Annotated in this window: 15 protein-coding genes; 9 read left to right on the top strand and 6 right to left on the bottom strand. The window is 63.8% G+C overall.

The genetic code is table 11. The features are described 5' to 3' along the window. Window positions 1-231: a DUF6894 family protein gene (locus ACVIW0_RS18115; protein ID WP_461353543.1), complete on the top strand. Its 231-nt coding sequence runs from the start codon at window positions 1-3 to the stop codon at window positions 229-231. 560 nt (window positions 232-791) lie between these two features. On the opposite strand, the gene ACVIW0_RS18110 is transcribed toward ACVIW0_RS18115, so the two are convergent. Next, entirely contained in the window at window positions 792-947 is a 156-nt protein-coding gene (locus tag ACVIW0_RS18110; protein ID WP_461353542.1) for a hypothetical protein, read from the bottom strand. A 771-nt stretch (window positions 948-1,718) separates the two neighbouring features. Here ACVIW0_RS18110 and ACVIW0_RS18105 point away from each other — a divergent pair. The 3 genes from ACVIW0_RS18105 (at window position 1,719) to ACVIW0_RS18095 (ending at window position 2,614) form a co-directional block, all read left to right on the top strand. Further along, on the top strand, window positions 1,719-1,925 hold the full coding sequence (locus ACVIW0_RS18105) for a hypothetical protein (protein WP_461353541.1): 207 nt from the start codon (window positions 1,719-1,721) through the stop codon (window positions 1,923-1,925). 35 nt (window positions 1,926-1,960) lie between these two features. Beyond that, on the top strand, window positions 1,961-2,146 hold the full coding sequence (locus ACVIW0_RS18100) for a hypothetical protein (protein WP_461353540.1): 186 nt from the start codon (window positions 1,961-1,963) through the stop codon (window positions 2,144-2,146). 216 nt (window positions 2,147-2,362) lie between these two features. Continuing rightward, window positions 2,363-2,614: a hypothetical protein gene (locus tag ACVIW0_RS18095; RefSeq protein ID WP_461353539.1), complete on the top strand. Its 252-nt coding sequence runs from the start codon at window positions 2,363-2,365 to the stop codon at window positions 2,612-2,614. A gap of 601 nt (window positions 2,615-3,215) precedes the next feature. Here ACVIW0_RS18095 and ACVIW0_RS18090 read toward each other — a convergent pair. Both ACVIW0_RS18090 and ACVIW0_RS18085 read right to left on the bottom strand, forming a co-directional pair. Then, window positions 3,216-3,545: a hypothetical protein gene (locus tag ACVIW0_RS18090; RefSeq protein WP_461353538.1), complete on the bottom strand. Its 330-nt coding sequence runs from the start codon at window positions 3,543-3,545 to the stop codon at window positions 3,216-3,218. 206 nt (window positions 3,546-3,751) lie between these two features. Continuing rightward, window positions 3,752-3,934, bottom strand: a complete 183-nt coding sequence (locus ACVIW0_RS18085; RefSeq protein ID WP_461353537.1) for a hypothetical protein — start codon at window positions 3,932-3,934, stop codon at window positions 3,752-3,754. 840 nt (window positions 3,935-4,774) lie between these two features. Between ACVIW0_RS18085 and ACVIW0_RS18080 the strand changes: the two genes are divergently transcribed. From ACVIW0_RS18080 to ACVIW0_RS18060, 5 genes are all read left to right on the top strand, one after another. After that, a complete protein-coding gene (locus ACVIW0_RS18080) occupies window positions 4,775-5,401 on the top strand; it encodes an HAD family hydrolase (RefSeq protein WP_461357360.1) in 627 nt (208 codons plus the stop codon). Window positions 5,402-5,426: 25 nt separating this feature from the next. After that, the gene (locus tag ACVIW0_RS18075; RefSeq protein WP_461353536.1) at window positions 5,427-6,638 is read left to right on the top strand and encodes a molybdopterin molybdotransferase MoeA; all 1,212 of its coding nucleotides are present in this window, start codon (window positions 5,427-5,429) and stop codon (window positions 6,636-6,638) included. A gap of 243 nt (window positions 6,639-6,881) precedes the next feature. Further along, complete coding sequence (gene lexA, locus ACVIW0_RS18070) at window positions 6,882-7,586, top strand: transcriptional repressor LexA (RefSeq protein WP_461353535.1); 705 nt, start codon at window positions 6,882-6,884, stop codon at window positions 7,584-7,586. 268 nt (window positions 7,587-7,854) lie between these two features. After that, window positions 7,855-8,283: a hypothetical protein gene (locus ACVIW0_RS18065; protein ID WP_461353534.1), complete on the top strand. Its 429-nt coding sequence runs from the start codon at window positions 7,855-7,857 to the stop codon at window positions 8,281-8,283. A gap of 156 nt (window positions 8,284-8,439) precedes the next feature. After that, a complete protein-coding gene (locus tag ACVIW0_RS18060; RefSeq protein ID WP_461353533.1) occupies window positions 8,440-8,667 on the top strand; it encodes a hypothetical protein in 228 nt (75 codons plus the stop codon). Here the strand turns inward: ACVIW0_RS18060 and ACVIW0_RS18055 are convergent. The 3 genes from ACVIW0_RS18055 to ACVIW0_RS18045 form a co-directional block, all read right to left on the bottom strand. Beyond that, on the bottom strand, window positions 8,664-10,949 hold the full coding sequence (locus tag ACVIW0_RS18055) for a ComEC/Rec2 family competence protein (protein ID WP_461353532.1): 2,286 nt from the start codon (window positions 10,947-10,949) through the stop codon (window positions 8,664-8,666). The two genes, ACVIW0_RS18060 and ACVIW0_RS18055, sit on opposite strands and share 4 nt — an antisense overlap. A 124-nt stretch (window positions 10,950-11,073) precedes the next feature. Beyond that, entirely contained in the window at window positions 11,074-11,460 is a 387-nt protein-coding gene (locus ACVIW0_RS18050; protein ID WP_461353531.1) for a YybH family protein, read from the bottom strand. A gap of 35 nt (window positions 11,461-11,495) precedes the next feature. Beyond that, window positions 11,496-13,175 carry a glutamine--tRNA ligase/YqeY domain fusion protein gene (locus ACVIW0_RS18045; protein WP_461353530.1) on the bottom strand — a complete coding sequence of 560 codons (1,680 nt, stop codon included), beginning with the start codon at window positions 13,173-13,175 and terminating at the stop codon, window positions 11,496-11,498. Between the last annotated feature and the right edge of the window lie 178 nt (window positions 13,176-13,353).

The following is a 13,353-nucleotide window of genomic DNA, read 5'->3' as shown; positions in this document are numbered from 1 at the left end:
GTGGCAAGATTCTTTTTTGACCTTCAGGAAGATGGCAGTGTTCTTCTGGATGACGACGGCGTCGAGTTGGCCGACGCGCGCCAGGCTGAACTCAAGGCCTGGCAGACGGCTTGCGACATCGCCAAGGAAAGTGCGGGCCAGCGCTCCAGATCCGTCAGGCTTCTAGTACGCGATGAGCATACCCGGATCCTGACAGTCGAACTCAACGCGACGGTGCTTGCGAAGCCGTAGGACCTAGCTGTGGATCGGCGGCGCAAAGAAAGGCCCCAGCGAGGGGGTACACACGCTGAGGCCAGAGCAACTTGGTCACGCCATCCTAGACCTCGCGCCCGACACTTTCTCGTGCCCATTCGGAGTACCGGAATTGTACGGGTCGAAGATGCGAACATTTTTCCGCGTTCGTCCGTATCCGTATGGTCAGGATTTTGTCATCCCTCCTGGGGCTAAAACCAGCGCCGCCCGCCGTATTTCAATGCGGGCGGCGTTGCTCGTGTCTGATCGAAGGCGCTCGCCGCGTGCGCGACGCGGTCGAAAGTTTTTAGAAGGTTCCTCGAAGGGAACCGGAACGGAAACGGATCACAATTAGTTGGATTGGGTGATTTCGAAGATGGAGCGTCGACGCCGTGACCCGCAAAACCCTTCAGGCACGTTCAGAGCAGGCGCTCGTCGTTATTATCCTTAGCACCGGCGCGCTGATCGCATATCTCGGTTTGGCGCTGTCCAGATTGTGAGCTGCGCGGCAAATTAATCGGCCGAGAACGGTTGTTTGAGCTACCGCCAAATATTGAAGATCAACCGGGGAATTGCGGTTCGATCAGCGACAAAATCATCAGCGTGGCGATCAATATCGAGGGCCCGCAGGCGACCACCGCGGCTAGCCAAAGCTCGGAATGCGGAAAGATTTCATGATTGTCCTGCACGAGTGGCCTCCAGGCGAATCCGACCATGTATGGAAATCATTGGGTTGCCTGGCGTTCCATTCGCATTCGAGGAACGACAGGTCTCGATAAGCGTCTACCGCGGAGCTCGCGCAAGCGGCCGGCGAGGAAGCGACACGTCGTGCACTGGTCGTCGACTGCGGCGAGGTCGCTCAATCAACCGCCGACCATTCGGCGCGTCGCAATCGGGAACGCCAGGGGCACGGAATCTCTTCGATCCGACCGGAACAGATCGACTGTCATGCACCGCATCTACTATTTCACTGTCTTTCTCGCCGTGACCGGTTCGGTCTTCGGCCTGCTGGTTGCGCTTGAGAAGGCAGTCGGCGGCTGATGCGAAGTTTTATGGCGCGCTTCAGGCGCGGCACCGGACACCGAAGCTCGGAAAAGAAGAGGCCCCAGCGAGTGGGCACCACACTGAGGCCAAGGTCCGTTCGTCCATGGTTTTGCGGTGTCATCCGCTTAGAAGCCAGCCGACGCTGGCGACGAGTGCGACGAATGACATTCCGGCAAAGCCGAGAAAGCCGATCTCCACGCTGTCAATTCGATGAGGCGCTGACATCATTGCAGCCTGCATTCGTCTGCCGGCGGCCGCATTCAACTATGCATGTCAGAAGCCATGTCCTATTCGCGGCCTACGCACTCAGATTGCACGATGCACTTGCGCCGGTTGGTTCCTGCCCGCGGCAAAAATTCCGCTAGCGCCGGATTAACCTATGTGGATGTCATGCAACGCCGTTGGTGGCCGAATTCGCTCGGAGATTGCGCGCGAGCGACGCCATGGAAAAGAAACGACGAAATCGGGTTAAGCAAACGACGTCCCTGACCTTCCGACTGCTAAAGCTTGCCGAAACAGCGCGGATCAGGGCGAGCAGCTTGCCGCCCGGAGCTGAACGTGAACGCATGCTGAGCAAGTCACTTGAAGCGCGGCGCGCACTCGAGATCGAGAAATTCCTTGCAACCCCTGGAGCAGCGCTGCCTTCGTAGGGCCGTCGCGCATCCATCGTCCAACGGCATCGGACATGTCAGTCGAGCGGATCGAATATCAGGGTCATCATCTGACGATCATCGAGCAGCGAGGCGGCGGCTTCCTGGTTGAGATCACACCTCTTGCCGGCGGCCCGTCGATCAGGACGCAAACCTTCCAGAGCACCCAAGAGGCGATCGCGAGAGCCAAGGCGACCATCGAGAAGCATCCGAGCAAGTGAATCCGGCGAGTTGCAAGCAAGAAAGCCCGGGCGCGTCAGCGGACGGACACCCAGACGCGATCCGCTGCGGCGTACCGGTCGATGGCCACGATGATTGCATGGACGACTGATTGCATCGGCGACTGCATGACAATCACGCACTTTAACTAAGTTAAGGCGGGAACCTGGTCGGGGTTGCACGGTGTCGCCGGCGCTCGAAACACTTGGGAGGATCGCGTGAATGCGATCCTGACTTCCGCCGGCTGGGGCACTGCGATGATCGTCCCGAAAGGACCCCTGTTCATCATCAACATTTCAAACCCTGACGCCTTCTCAGGGAAAGGCAGCATCATCATGCTCGAACTGGCGGACGAGGATGCTGCGGTAAGAGTGGCTCAAAAGATTGCCGCTGAGACAGGACGCCGGGTGATCGTGCGGAAAGAAGACTTGCAGGTCATCGAAACGATCGCGCCGCCCACGACGCATTAGAATGCGAAACCCGGAGAATGCGAAGATCCGGCCAGAGCGCATGGCCGGCCGTCAACTCCCCTGGCTCCGGAGAATGTTCGGGCCTACGCTCGATGTTGTCCGAGCAGTCCATTTTGTGCAGAGCCGGCAACGGCGCACGTTTGCAGACGCCCCTGAAGACCACGAAGGTGTGCCCCTGACTCGGGGACAGAGCCAGGGGCACCGGAAACGCCAACCCTACCGTTCCTGTTGGGTGGCGCTCATTCTCCAATACGCGGCACCAAGTGCTGTCGTTCCTAACAGGTGCTGTCGTTGTAGCAGGTGCTGGTCCTGATCGTCATGCTAGCCACGCATTACGCGCGCTCCCTCAGCAATGATCTCGCCCGACAAGAAGCGACCCCAGCGAGGGGGCACTAGCCGGGGCCAAGGTGGTTCGGTCCATCCACTGAGATAGACAGGTTCAACCGATCACAGCGCACTCACGCCTACGATCAGCGCGACGAAGGAGATCGGCGCCAGGCCAATGAACTCAACACCGTCCGCGTGACTGAACCCGAACATGCGTGCAGTGTCGGCCCAACTCCAGTGATCGCATTAAAGTAGCAATGTCAGCGAGATTGTCCTAATTCCCGGCGCGGGCCCGGTGCAACTGAGCTCGGCGTTCAAGCCGTCCACATTCCTCGTCATTTATGCTGATGCTGCTGTCGCCCTCGATGAAGGCTTGGGACCCTAGCAGCACGCTTAGACGCACAGGCCATTGTATTGGCGCGAGCTCGATCTCTTCCGGCAATGGCACCGGATCGTAATGCTTGCGTCCTAGGAACGTGTCCGGAAGCGGCTCTCTGAGAACGTTGATGGCCGTCGCTGCCGCCGCATCATATAAGGCTTTCTCCTTGGCGGACGCCAATTTTTGGTTGCTCACTCGATAGATGCCCCACCAATGGCCCGTCATCACGCTCACTCCTGAACATGGACCACCAAAACATCGAACGAGGACGGCTATCAGCTCTTCAACAACCGGCCAGAAGGCAGTTGCTCCATCTGGCTGCGAACTTTCAAGATGGCCTCTTGTGTTTCCCTCACGGTCCAGGATCGCCGCATCGGCTCCTTGCAGCGAATCCAGGTTGCATTGTCGTCATATTTGTCTGGTTGCGAGCCCTACCGCGTTCTGTGGATCTGTGCGTGCGCTTCGGCTTCATCCTCCAAGCGTCGCCAGTGCAGGTATTGCAGGTTACGGTCTAGTCGTTCCGCCTTCCAAACGGCTTCGCGAAGCTCGTCAACGAGCCGCTTGCTCTCCGCGATTGCACGATCTGCGCGATCAAAAAGCGCATCTTCCGGCATCGGCGCGCTCCCTTGCAGTGCAGGCGGGAGCGCAATCTGTCTCTCGGCCACCGACGCCCACGGACAGAACCTTGGCCGGTGATGCGCATCAAATTATCACAATTTCGCTTTGTTCGGCAGTCTGGATTTGCTTGCGCCTGCTGCGCGCCATCTTGAGCCTGCGACAGGACGACCCGACGGGCAACTCAGCCAAAACCTGTCAATCCCGATTGATGAAAATATTTCGCTTTATCCGAAGCGAAACTCGGTGTATGGTCTGCACGTCTCGCCCGACACGAGGGGCGCTTCGCGGTCGTCACGAACGCGGGTCGAGATGCGGTGGACGCCGATTGCGCAGTCGACGAAATGCGCATGAGGCGGACGGCGAAGTCGTGCAGGCCTGACGCCCTAGTGGTAGGTGTCTTTTCCGATTGCGCGGGTGCGCGTCGCGAAGACGGTGACAACAAAGCCCAGTCTCGCCGGGGAGAGCACGTATAAGCCGTAACCCATCGCGCAGGGAAAGCCGGGTTGTTCCCGGTTACACCTGTGGTCCTACCCCCGAGCTTTCTACCCTTTTGCTCGGGGCCCATGGGTGCGATCGGCACCCGGCTTTCCCTGCGCCCTCTGCTTTCAGAGTGGCGAGACGAACAGCATGACTCGGGCAATCATGTCGCGAGAATGCTAACTTATGACTCAATGGCCGCGCCACAAACTCACCGTCGTCCCGGCGAAGGCCGGGACGACGGCGGTATGCGCGAGACCGGTCTCGCGAAGGATGCATCGCCTTGCAATTCCACACACCCGTCACCGAAATCGGGGACATTGCCGGCTGCCCGCAATTTTCGTACATGGTTTCACGCAATGACCTCGCACCTCTCCCCCGATTCCGTCGACGTGCTGCTGTTCGATATCGGCCGCGTCGTGCTCGACATCAACTTTGACAAGGTGATGGCGCACTGGGCGCAGCATGCCGGCTGCTCACCTTCGGACCTCGCCACGCGCTTTGTCGTTGACGACAGCTTCAAGCATCACGAGATCGGCCGGATCGACGATGCCGCGTTCTTCGAAAACCTGCGCCGGACACTCGACATCGACCTCACGGACGCGCAGTTCCTCGAAGGCTGGAATTCTATCTTCGCCGGCGAGATGCCCGATATCGCTCCCCTGCTCGCGGCCGCGGCGAAGCGGATGCCGCTCTATGCATTCTCCAACACCAATCCGGCCCATGTCGCGCATTTCTCGGTTGTCCACGCCGATCTGCTGAGCCATTTCCGCACCGTGTTCCTGTCCTCGAGCATCGGCCATCGGAAACCCGACGCCGAGGCCTACGATCATGTGGTAAAAGCCATCGGCGTGCCGGCGTCGCGGATCCTGTTCTTCGACGATCTGGCTGCCAATATCGAAGGCGCGCGGGCGCGCGGCCTTCATGCGGTCCACGTGACATCGACGGATGACGTGGCAAGGGCGCTGACCGCGCTTGGGATTTGAACCCTGGACTTGAGGAGCTCCGAGCGTGGCCCTGATGCCGGTTGCCGATGCCCTGTCCGCCGTCCTTGCCGGCGCCGAACCGCTGCCCGAGGAGATGGTCGCGCTCGATGCCGCCTATCACCGCACCCTGGCGCGCGACCTCGCCGCGCGGCGCACCCAGCCGCCGCAGCCGATGTCGGCGATGGACGGCTATGCGGTGTGCGCCGCCGATGCGGCTGACCTGAAGGCACGGCTGAAGGTGATCGGCGAAGTCGCCGCCGGCCGGCCGTTCGAGCGCACGGTCGGCGCAGGCGAAGCGGTGCGGATCTTCACCGGCGGGGTGATCCCTGACGGCGCCGACGCCGTCATCATCCAGGAAGACACCGCCGTCGACGGCGACCACATCACGATCACCGAGCCAGCCGCCGTTGGACGGCATATCCGCCCCGCGGGGGTCGACTTCCGCGAGGGCGACGTGCTCCTCTCGGCCGGCAGCCGCCTCTCCGACCGGGCGCTGTCGCTGGCCGCCGCCATGAACCATCCGGAACTCGCCGTCCGCCGCCGTCCGAAGGTCGCGGTGCTGGCGACCGGCGACGAGCTGGTGATGCCGGGCTCGCAGCCCGGACCCGGCCAGATCGTCTATTCCAACGGCTATGCGCTGCGGGCGCTGGCCCGCGACGAAGGCGCCGAGACCGTCGATCTCGGGGTCGCCGCCGATACGGTTGCGGCCACCACGGCGGGGATCCGCCGGGCCCGCGATACCGGCGCCGACATCCTGATCACCACCGGCGGCGCCTCGGTCGGCGACCACGACCTGGTCAAGCAGTCGCTGGAGGCCGAGGGCGTCGCGATGGCGTTCTGGCGGATCGCGATGCGGCCCGGCAAGCCGATGATGCACGGCCGGCTCGGGGCGATGCGGGTGATCGGCCTGCCCGGCAATCCGGTGTCGTCCTATGTCTGCGCCTTCCTGTTTCTGGTGCCGTTGATTCGGGCATTGAGCGGCCGAACAGCGATTCATCATCGCCGCGCGAGGGCCGTGCTCGGCCGCAACCTCGCCGCCAACGACCAGCGCGAGGACTATCTGCGCGCGCGTCTCGAGGCGCGCGACGACGGCACGCTGATCGCAACGCCCGTGATGCAGCAGGATTCCTCGCTGCTCGGGAATCTCGCTGCGGCACGGGCACTTCTCGTGCGTCCGCCGTTCGCGCCCGCGACTGCCACAGGCAGCGAGTGCGAGATCCTGATGCTGCCCGAATAGGATTTTCTCACCGCGCCGATCGGGCGCCGCCGGGCGCGTTCACCTGAAATTAAGTGGTTGCGGAACACATATCGAACATATAGTGTCCGTTCATGATTTGTTTCGAGTACTGGTGTCTACAATCGGGAGGCGGCCCGGGAGCGCTTGCAACAAGCACCAAGCTCCCCTGGTCAGGCCCGGCCTGCAGGCCCCACTGAAGAGTCTCGGAATCGAACGACGCTATCAACCGGGGGAATACTCGAGATGCTCACGCGCAAACAGTACGAACTTCTGCGTTTCATCAATGAACGTCTGAAAGAGGCCGGCGTCCCGCCCTCATTCGACGAGATGAAAGATGCGCTCGACCTGCGCTCGAAGTCCGGTATCCACCGCCTGATCACTGCGCTGGAGGAGCGTGGCTTCATCCGCCGCCTGCCCAACCGCGCCCGCGCCATCGAAGTCATCAAGCTGCCTGAGCTGTCGGCCGGGGGCGGCAACGGCCGCCGCGGCTTCACCCCGAGCGTCATCGAAGGCACCCTCGGCAAGCGCACTTCTACGCCGCCGGTCGCCGAGGATGACGGCAATCGTCCGGTCGCGGTCCCTGTGATGGGCCGGATCGCCGCCGGTACCCCGATCGAGGCGCTGCAGACCCGCAGCCACACCATCAGCGTACCGCCCGACATGCTCGGCTCCGGCGAGCATTATGCGCTGGAGGTGCGCGGCGACTCGATGGTCGATGCCGGCATCCTCGACGGCGATATGGCGCTGATCCAGCGCAACGACGTCGCCAATACCGGCGACATCGTGGTGGCGCTGATCGACGAGGAGGAAGCCACCCTGAAGCGCTTCCGCCGCCGCGGCGCATCGATCGCGCTGGAGCCCGCCAACACCGCCTATGAAGTGCGCATCCTGCCTCCGAACCGGGTCCGCATCCAGGGCAAGCTGATCGGGCTCTACCGCAAGTACTAAGCTGCAAATACTTGATTGCAAATACTTGCGGCGGCGAGGAACGAGCGTCACATCGGATCGTTCCTTGCAAGATAGCGCAGCATGCGGTCTGCCCGATGCGCTCCGATACCTCTCGCGCAGTGTCGCGTGTTTGTGATTGAGGCGGTCGCGGGCGAGTCGTACAATCGCCCAGAAACGAGCTGACACTCGTTCGCTATCGTCCACTCTGGTAGAGGCCCATGCCTCAAAGAGAGGCACGGGTCGCTACCTCCATTTGAGGAGCCATCCGATGTGTGACTATAGTCTGCACGCCGTGGCATCGCGCCCCGCCATTGTCGGAGAGACGCTGATCACCACGACCTTCCGCGGCACGTCGACCCGCGGCTTTGCGTCGGAGAACGATCCGACTGTCGCGGTCTGCATGCTGCCGGGCACCGAGCTCGCTTTCGCCGAGAACGTTCGCTATGACAGCCGCTGGATCTGGACCAAGACGCTGAACTATCGCGTCGGCGTGTTCAACGAAGTCGAGCCCGACGTGCCCGATCGTCATCATGACGCGGTCGAATTCCCCGACGGCAGCCACGTGTTGGTGACCCAGCTCGTCGAGGGACAACGCGTCAGCGTGCTGCAATTGCCGGCACTGCATCCGCCGGTCACGCAGAAGCCGAAGGTCGTGGAGCGGCGGCCCTCCGCATTTACGTCGCTGTTTTTGGGTTGAACGCATCGTCGCCGCCGGATGACCGAGCGGCGAGTGACCGAAAGGATTTCGAGCGACCCCGGACACCGGTTCCGGGGCGCGGCGGGAGATTTGCGTCGGCGGCCACCTTGGCGCATCATCGGGCGCAGAGGATGTGCGCTCACGGAAACCTGCTCGGTGGTCGATAAGGTCACATGGCAAAAGGCTGGACGCGTCACGGAGCCGGGCCGCTACATGTTCCGGTTCGGCTGGTTGACGGTGACGGCTGATGACCTGAAGGTCTGGGAGCAGTTTCCCGAGGCGTCCTTCACCCTCGTCAAGAAGCCCGACGCCGGCCCCGATTCCGACGAATACCATCTCGGCCTGTTCGAATTGCCGGCCAGCCCCTCGCCGGACCACGGCTAATCCTCCCCCTGCACATCGCTCTCCGCCGGCGTGGCGTCGACGGCCGGCCGTGGCGCGGCGGCGGGGGCGCGGAGCGTCGTCTCGGCATCGCCGTCGCCGGGAACCGCCGGCGACCACGGCCGGTCGATCCCGCCGGGCTTGACCGCATCGATGGCGTAGCCGTCACGGGTCCGCCGCAGCGCCAGCGCGCCGTGACGCCGCAACCGCTCGACGTCGACCACCGAGGCCGCGCAGCCATGCGGCGCCGGCCGGGCGGTGACGATCAGCGCCGCGCGCTCGCAATCATCCGCCAGCGCCTCCGGCCGGCTCGCCAGCGCAACGAAGGCATCGCCGGGCCCTTGCGTCACGCAGCCGCTCGGATCGCAGGAGACGCCCTCGCCGAGCGATGCATCGGTGGCCGCCCGCGCATCGGCGTCCGCCGCCAGCCACTCCTTCACCAAAAAGGCATCCTTGGCGCTATGCATCAGGTGCAACCGCCCGTCGCCGCCGCGGACCGCGACGTTGCGGCCATCGGCGGAAATCAGCACGTCCGGCTGCGGCACCCTGAGCGCCCAGATCGACGCCACGACCAACAGCACCGCGCCCGACCAGCGCAGCGGCGTGCGCAGCAGCCCGAGCAGGATGAGGCCCGCGCTGGCGGCGATCAGCGGCCCGATCCCGAACGCCGCCATCCGGCCGACCGCACCAGGCAGCGCGGCGACCCATTGCGTCACGAGGATCATCCAGTCGATGCCAAAGCCCATGATCGCCCAGAACACGCCGTCGAAGCCGAACGGCATGGCGACGAGTCCGAGCAGGCCGGCCGGCATCACGACCGCCGACACGACAGGCATTGCCGCGAGGTTCGCGAGCAGCCCGTACGGCGTCACGCGATGGAAATGGAACGCGGCGTAGGGCGTCGTCGCCAGCCCTGCCACAAGGGAAGCCAGCATCAGCATCGTGAGCTCACGCCCGCCCCACAGCGCAACCCGCGCGGTCGCCGAATGATCGGGCGAGGCCAGCAGGTTCGGCAGCCCGATCTGCACCAGCGCGACCAGCCCGAGCGTCGCCGCGAACGACATCTGGAAACTCGGATGCACCAGCGCCTCCGGCGCGATCGCCAGCACGATCAGCGCCGCCACCGCCAGCGTGCGGAAGGTGATCGCGCGGCGGTCGACCATGACAGCGATCAGCACCACGGCCGTCATGAAAAACGATCGCTGCGTCGCGACTTCCGCTCCCGACAGCAGCAGATAGAACGCCGCGGCGACCAGCGCGGCCGCCGCCGCCCATTTCTTGATCGGGTATCCCGCCGTCAGCGCCGGAAACAGCGCCAGCAGCGCGCGCACCGTAAAGAACACGACACCCGCGACCACGGCCATGTGATAGCCGGAAATCGACAGCACATGGCCGAGCCCGGAGATGAACATCGCATCGTTGACCGGCGTCGTGATCGCGTCGCGCCGGCCGGTCAGCAATGCGGTTGCGATCGCGCGCTGATCGCCGTCGAGCGTGGTGCGGATGCGCGCGTCGATGGCGTCGCGCAGGGCCTGCATGAAGGCGGCGTAGCGCAGCGCAAGACCGCCGGCCGCCGGCGGCTCTCCGGTCTTGACCGCGCCCATCGCGAAGCCGGAGGCGCCGATGCCCTGGAAATACAGGTCGCGGCCGAAATCATAGGAGCCGGGACGCTGCGGGGCGAGCGGCGGCATCAGCCGCGCCTTCAACTCCACGAAACTGCCGACCTCGGGCGCGGTGCCCTTCTTCACCGAGAGCCTGACCCGCTCGAGCTTCGGCGCCTCGCGCTGGCTTTCCATCGACACGACGCGCAGCACGAAGCGGTCGGTCTTCTCCCTGATGTCGCGCGTCTCGACGAATCCGCTCAGCGCCACGGAATAGATCGGCCGCGCCAGCACGCCGTGGGCGATCCGCGCGGTCTTCCACGTGGCGGTGGCCAAGCCCGCGGCGATCGCGGCCAGCATCACGATGGCGGGAAATGCCCTGCTCCGTCGCAGCAGCAGCGCCAGCACACAGAGCGCGATCGCGACCGCAGCCGCGACCGACAGCACAGGCTCGTGCTCGGCGGCGAAGTACAACGCGATGCCGGTGCCGAACGCCACCGGCGCCCACGGCAACAGCCGCCCGGCGCCGGCCTCGGCGCGCGCCCATTGCCGCAATGTCTCGACGAATGGTCGCCAGGTGCTGGCGCGCACGGGCACATAGCCGCCGGCCGGCACAGCAGCGCGCGGCGGCCACGTCCCCGCGTAGCCACGTTTGCCGCCCGGCGTAGTGCCCTGCTCCGCCATTCCGCTTGCGATCCCTGCCGGACCGCGAGGCTAGCGGATGCCGCAGTCTCCCGACTAGCGGAACGAAACCGAAACGCGCAACCGAAGGCTGTGAGATATAGGGACAGCCGGACGCGCCGCGCGCCTAGATCAGCGGCGTCTGCGACGAGACGTGATGGCAGACGATCTTCCAGTTGCCCTCCTCGCGGACGATCACCCAGGTGATCTTGACGGCAAGCGACGGCGCATCGCCGTCAAGGAAGAAGGATGCGATCGCAGCCATGTTGACGAGATCGGCATTTACGCGTTCGGTCCTGACCTCGGCGAACCGAACGCGCGGCCGCTGCCAGCGCGGCAGGCCGTTGAAATAGGCCTTCACGCCCTCGCGGCCACGATACAGCGTCGGATTCGAGCCGAAGAAGAACGCGTGCTGCGAATACAGCGCGGCCAGCGCCTCCGCGTCGAGCTTGCTGAAACCCACGGACCATCTCGCCATGATGGCGGAGACGATGTCGTCGCTTTCACCAGGCATCGATCGCCTCCCTCGGCTGTGCTTGCTGGACCGTTCTAGCCCTTGCCGCCGACTTCCTTGGCGAAGGTGTCGCGCAGGCCGATGGTGCGGTTGAACACCAGTCTGTCCGGCGTCGAATCCGCATCGCGCACGAAATAGCCCTGGCGCTCGAACTGCATCACCTCGGGCGAATTGCTCTCGGCGATCGCAGGCTCGACCCGCGCATCGGTCAACACTTCCAGCGACTGCGGGTTGAGATCGGCGACAAAATCGGCGGCGTTCGGGTTCGGATTGGCAAACAGCTGATTGTAGATCCGGATCTCTGCCGGCTTCGACTGCGCTGCCGGCAACCAGTGCATCGTCGCCTTCACCTTGCGTCCGTCGGGCGCGTTGCCGCCCTTGGTCGCAGGATCATACGTGGCGCGCAGCTCAACGATCTCGCCGGCGTCGTTCTTGATCACGCCGGTGCATTTGATGAAGTAGGCGTAACGCAGCCGCACCTCATTACCGGGCGACAGACGGAAGAACTTCTTCGGCGGGTTCTCCATGAAGTCGTCACGCTCGATATAGAGCTCGCGGCCGAATGCGATCTTGCGGGTGCCGGCATCCGGATTGTCGGGATGGTTGATCGCCTCGATCTCCTCGACCTGCCCTTCCGGATAGTTCTCGATCACCACCTTGAGCGGCCGCAGCACAGCCATGCGGCGCAGCGACGTGCGGTTCAGCTCCTCACGGATGCAGAATTCGAGCATGCCGACATCGACCACGCTGTTGGCCTTGGCGACGCCGATGCGCTTGACGAATTCGCGCACCGCGGCCGGCGGCACGCCGCGCCGCTTGAGACCGGCGACGGTCGGCATCCGCGGATCGTCCCAGCCCGAGACGTGGCCGTCACGGACGAGCTGGGTCAGCACGCGCTTGGACAGCAGCGTGTAGGTCAGGTTGAGCCGCGCAAACTCGTACTGGCGCGGCTTCGACGGCACCGGCAGCTTGTCGAGCAGCCACTCATAGAGCGGACGGTGATCCTCGAACTCCAGCGTACAGATCGAATGGGTGACGCCTTCGATCGCGTCCGACTGGCCGTGCGCGTAGTCGTAGCTCGGATAGATCGACCATTTGTCGCCGGTGCGCGGATGTTGGGCGTGCAGGATGCGGTACAGCACGGGATCGCGCAGGTTGATGTTGCCGGCCGCCATGTCGATCTTGGCGCGTAGCACGCGGGCGCCGTTGGGAAACTCCCCGGCCTTCATGCGGCGGAACAAGTCGAGGTTCTCCTCGACCGACCGGTCACGGAACGGCGAGTTCTTGCCGGGCTCAGTCAGGGTGCCGCGGGACGTGCGGATCTCCTCCTGCGATTGATCGTCGACATAGGCAAAGCCGGCCTTGATCAGGCCCTCGGCCCAATCATACAGGCGCTCGAAATAATCCGACGCGAAGAAGAGGTTGGTGCCCCAATCGTAGCCGAGCCAATGGACGTCGGCCTGGATGGAGTCGATGTATTCCTGCTCCTCCTTGGTCGGATTGGTATCGTCGAAGCGCAGATTGCACTGGCCGCCGAACTCCTGCGCGATGCCGAAATTCAGGGCGATCGACTTGGCGTGGCCGATATGCAGGTAGCCGTTCGGCTCCGGCGGAAAGCGGGTCACGATCCGGTTGTGCCTGTGGGAGGAGAGATCGGCCTGGACGATGTCGCGAATGAAGTCGCGCCCCGCCTCTGCCGTCGTGTCAGTCGTCATCAAAGGGTTCCCTGGAGAAGTCAGCTCAACCTTCTGCCAAATTCGCGCCGTCCGGCCAAGTCTGGTTTGAAGCCTGGTTTGAAGTCTGGTTTGAAGCCTGCTTTCAGGCCTGGTTTGGCGGGCAAACGGTCAACCGAGGCTTTAGTTATGTCCGGTTCCTGCTATACACCACCGCCGT

It is taken from the genome of Bradyrhizobium sp. USDA 4454 (assembly GCF_054822705.1).
Note: the sequence above shows the minus strand (reverse complement) of the source record. Positions and strands in the feature narration are given on the sequence as shown.

What these genes read in the sequence shown, in the direction of transcription:
- ACVIW0_RS18110 (WP_461353542.1), bottom strand. Translation starts at nt 947, where the DNA reads ATGGTCGGATTCGCCTGGAGGCCACTCGTGCAGGACAATCATGAAATC.
- ACVIW0_RS18105 (WP_461353541.1), top strand. Translation starts at nt 1,719, where the DNA reads ATGGAAAAGAAACGACGAAATCGGGTTAAGCAAACGACGTCCCTGACC.
- ACVIW0_RS18100 (WP_461353540.1), top strand. Translation starts at nt 1,961, where the DNA reads ATGTCAGTCGAGCGGATCGAATATCAGGGTCATCATCTGACGATCATC.
- ACVIW0_RS18090 (WP_461353538.1), bottom strand. Translation starts at nt 3,545, where the DNA reads ATGACGGGCCATTGGTGGGGCATCTATCGAGTGAGCAACCAAAAATTG.
- ACVIW0_RS18085 (WP_461353537.1), bottom strand. Translation starts at nt 3,934, where the DNA reads ATGCCGGAAGATGCGCTTTTTGATCGCGCAGATCGTGCAATCGCGGAG.
- ACVIW0_RS18080 (WP_461357360.1), top strand. Translation starts at nt 4,775, where the DNA reads ATGACCTCGCACCTCTCCCCCGATTCCGTCGACGTGCTGCTGTTCGAT.
- lexA (WP_461353535.1), top strand. Translation starts at nt 6,882, where the DNA reads ATGCTCACGCGCAAACAGTACGAACTTCTGCGTTTCATCAATGAACGT.
- ACVIW0_RS18065 (WP_461353534.1), top strand. Translation starts at nt 7,855, where the DNA reads ATGTGTGACTATAGTCTGCACGCCGTGGCATCGCGCCCCGCCATTGTC.
- ACVIW0_RS18055 (WP_461353532.1), bottom strand. Translation starts at nt 10,949, where the DNA reads ATGGCGGAGCAGGGCACTACGCCGGGCGGCAAACGTGGCTACGCGGGG.
- ACVIW0_RS18050 (WP_461353531.1), bottom strand. Translation starts at nt 11,460, where the DNA reads ATGCCTGGTGAAAGCGACGACATCGTCTCCGCCATCATGGCGAGATGG.
- ACVIW0_RS18045 (WP_461353530.1), bottom strand. Translation starts at nt 13,175, where the DNA reads ATGACGACTGACACGACGGCAGAGGCGGGGCGCGACTTCATTCGCGAC.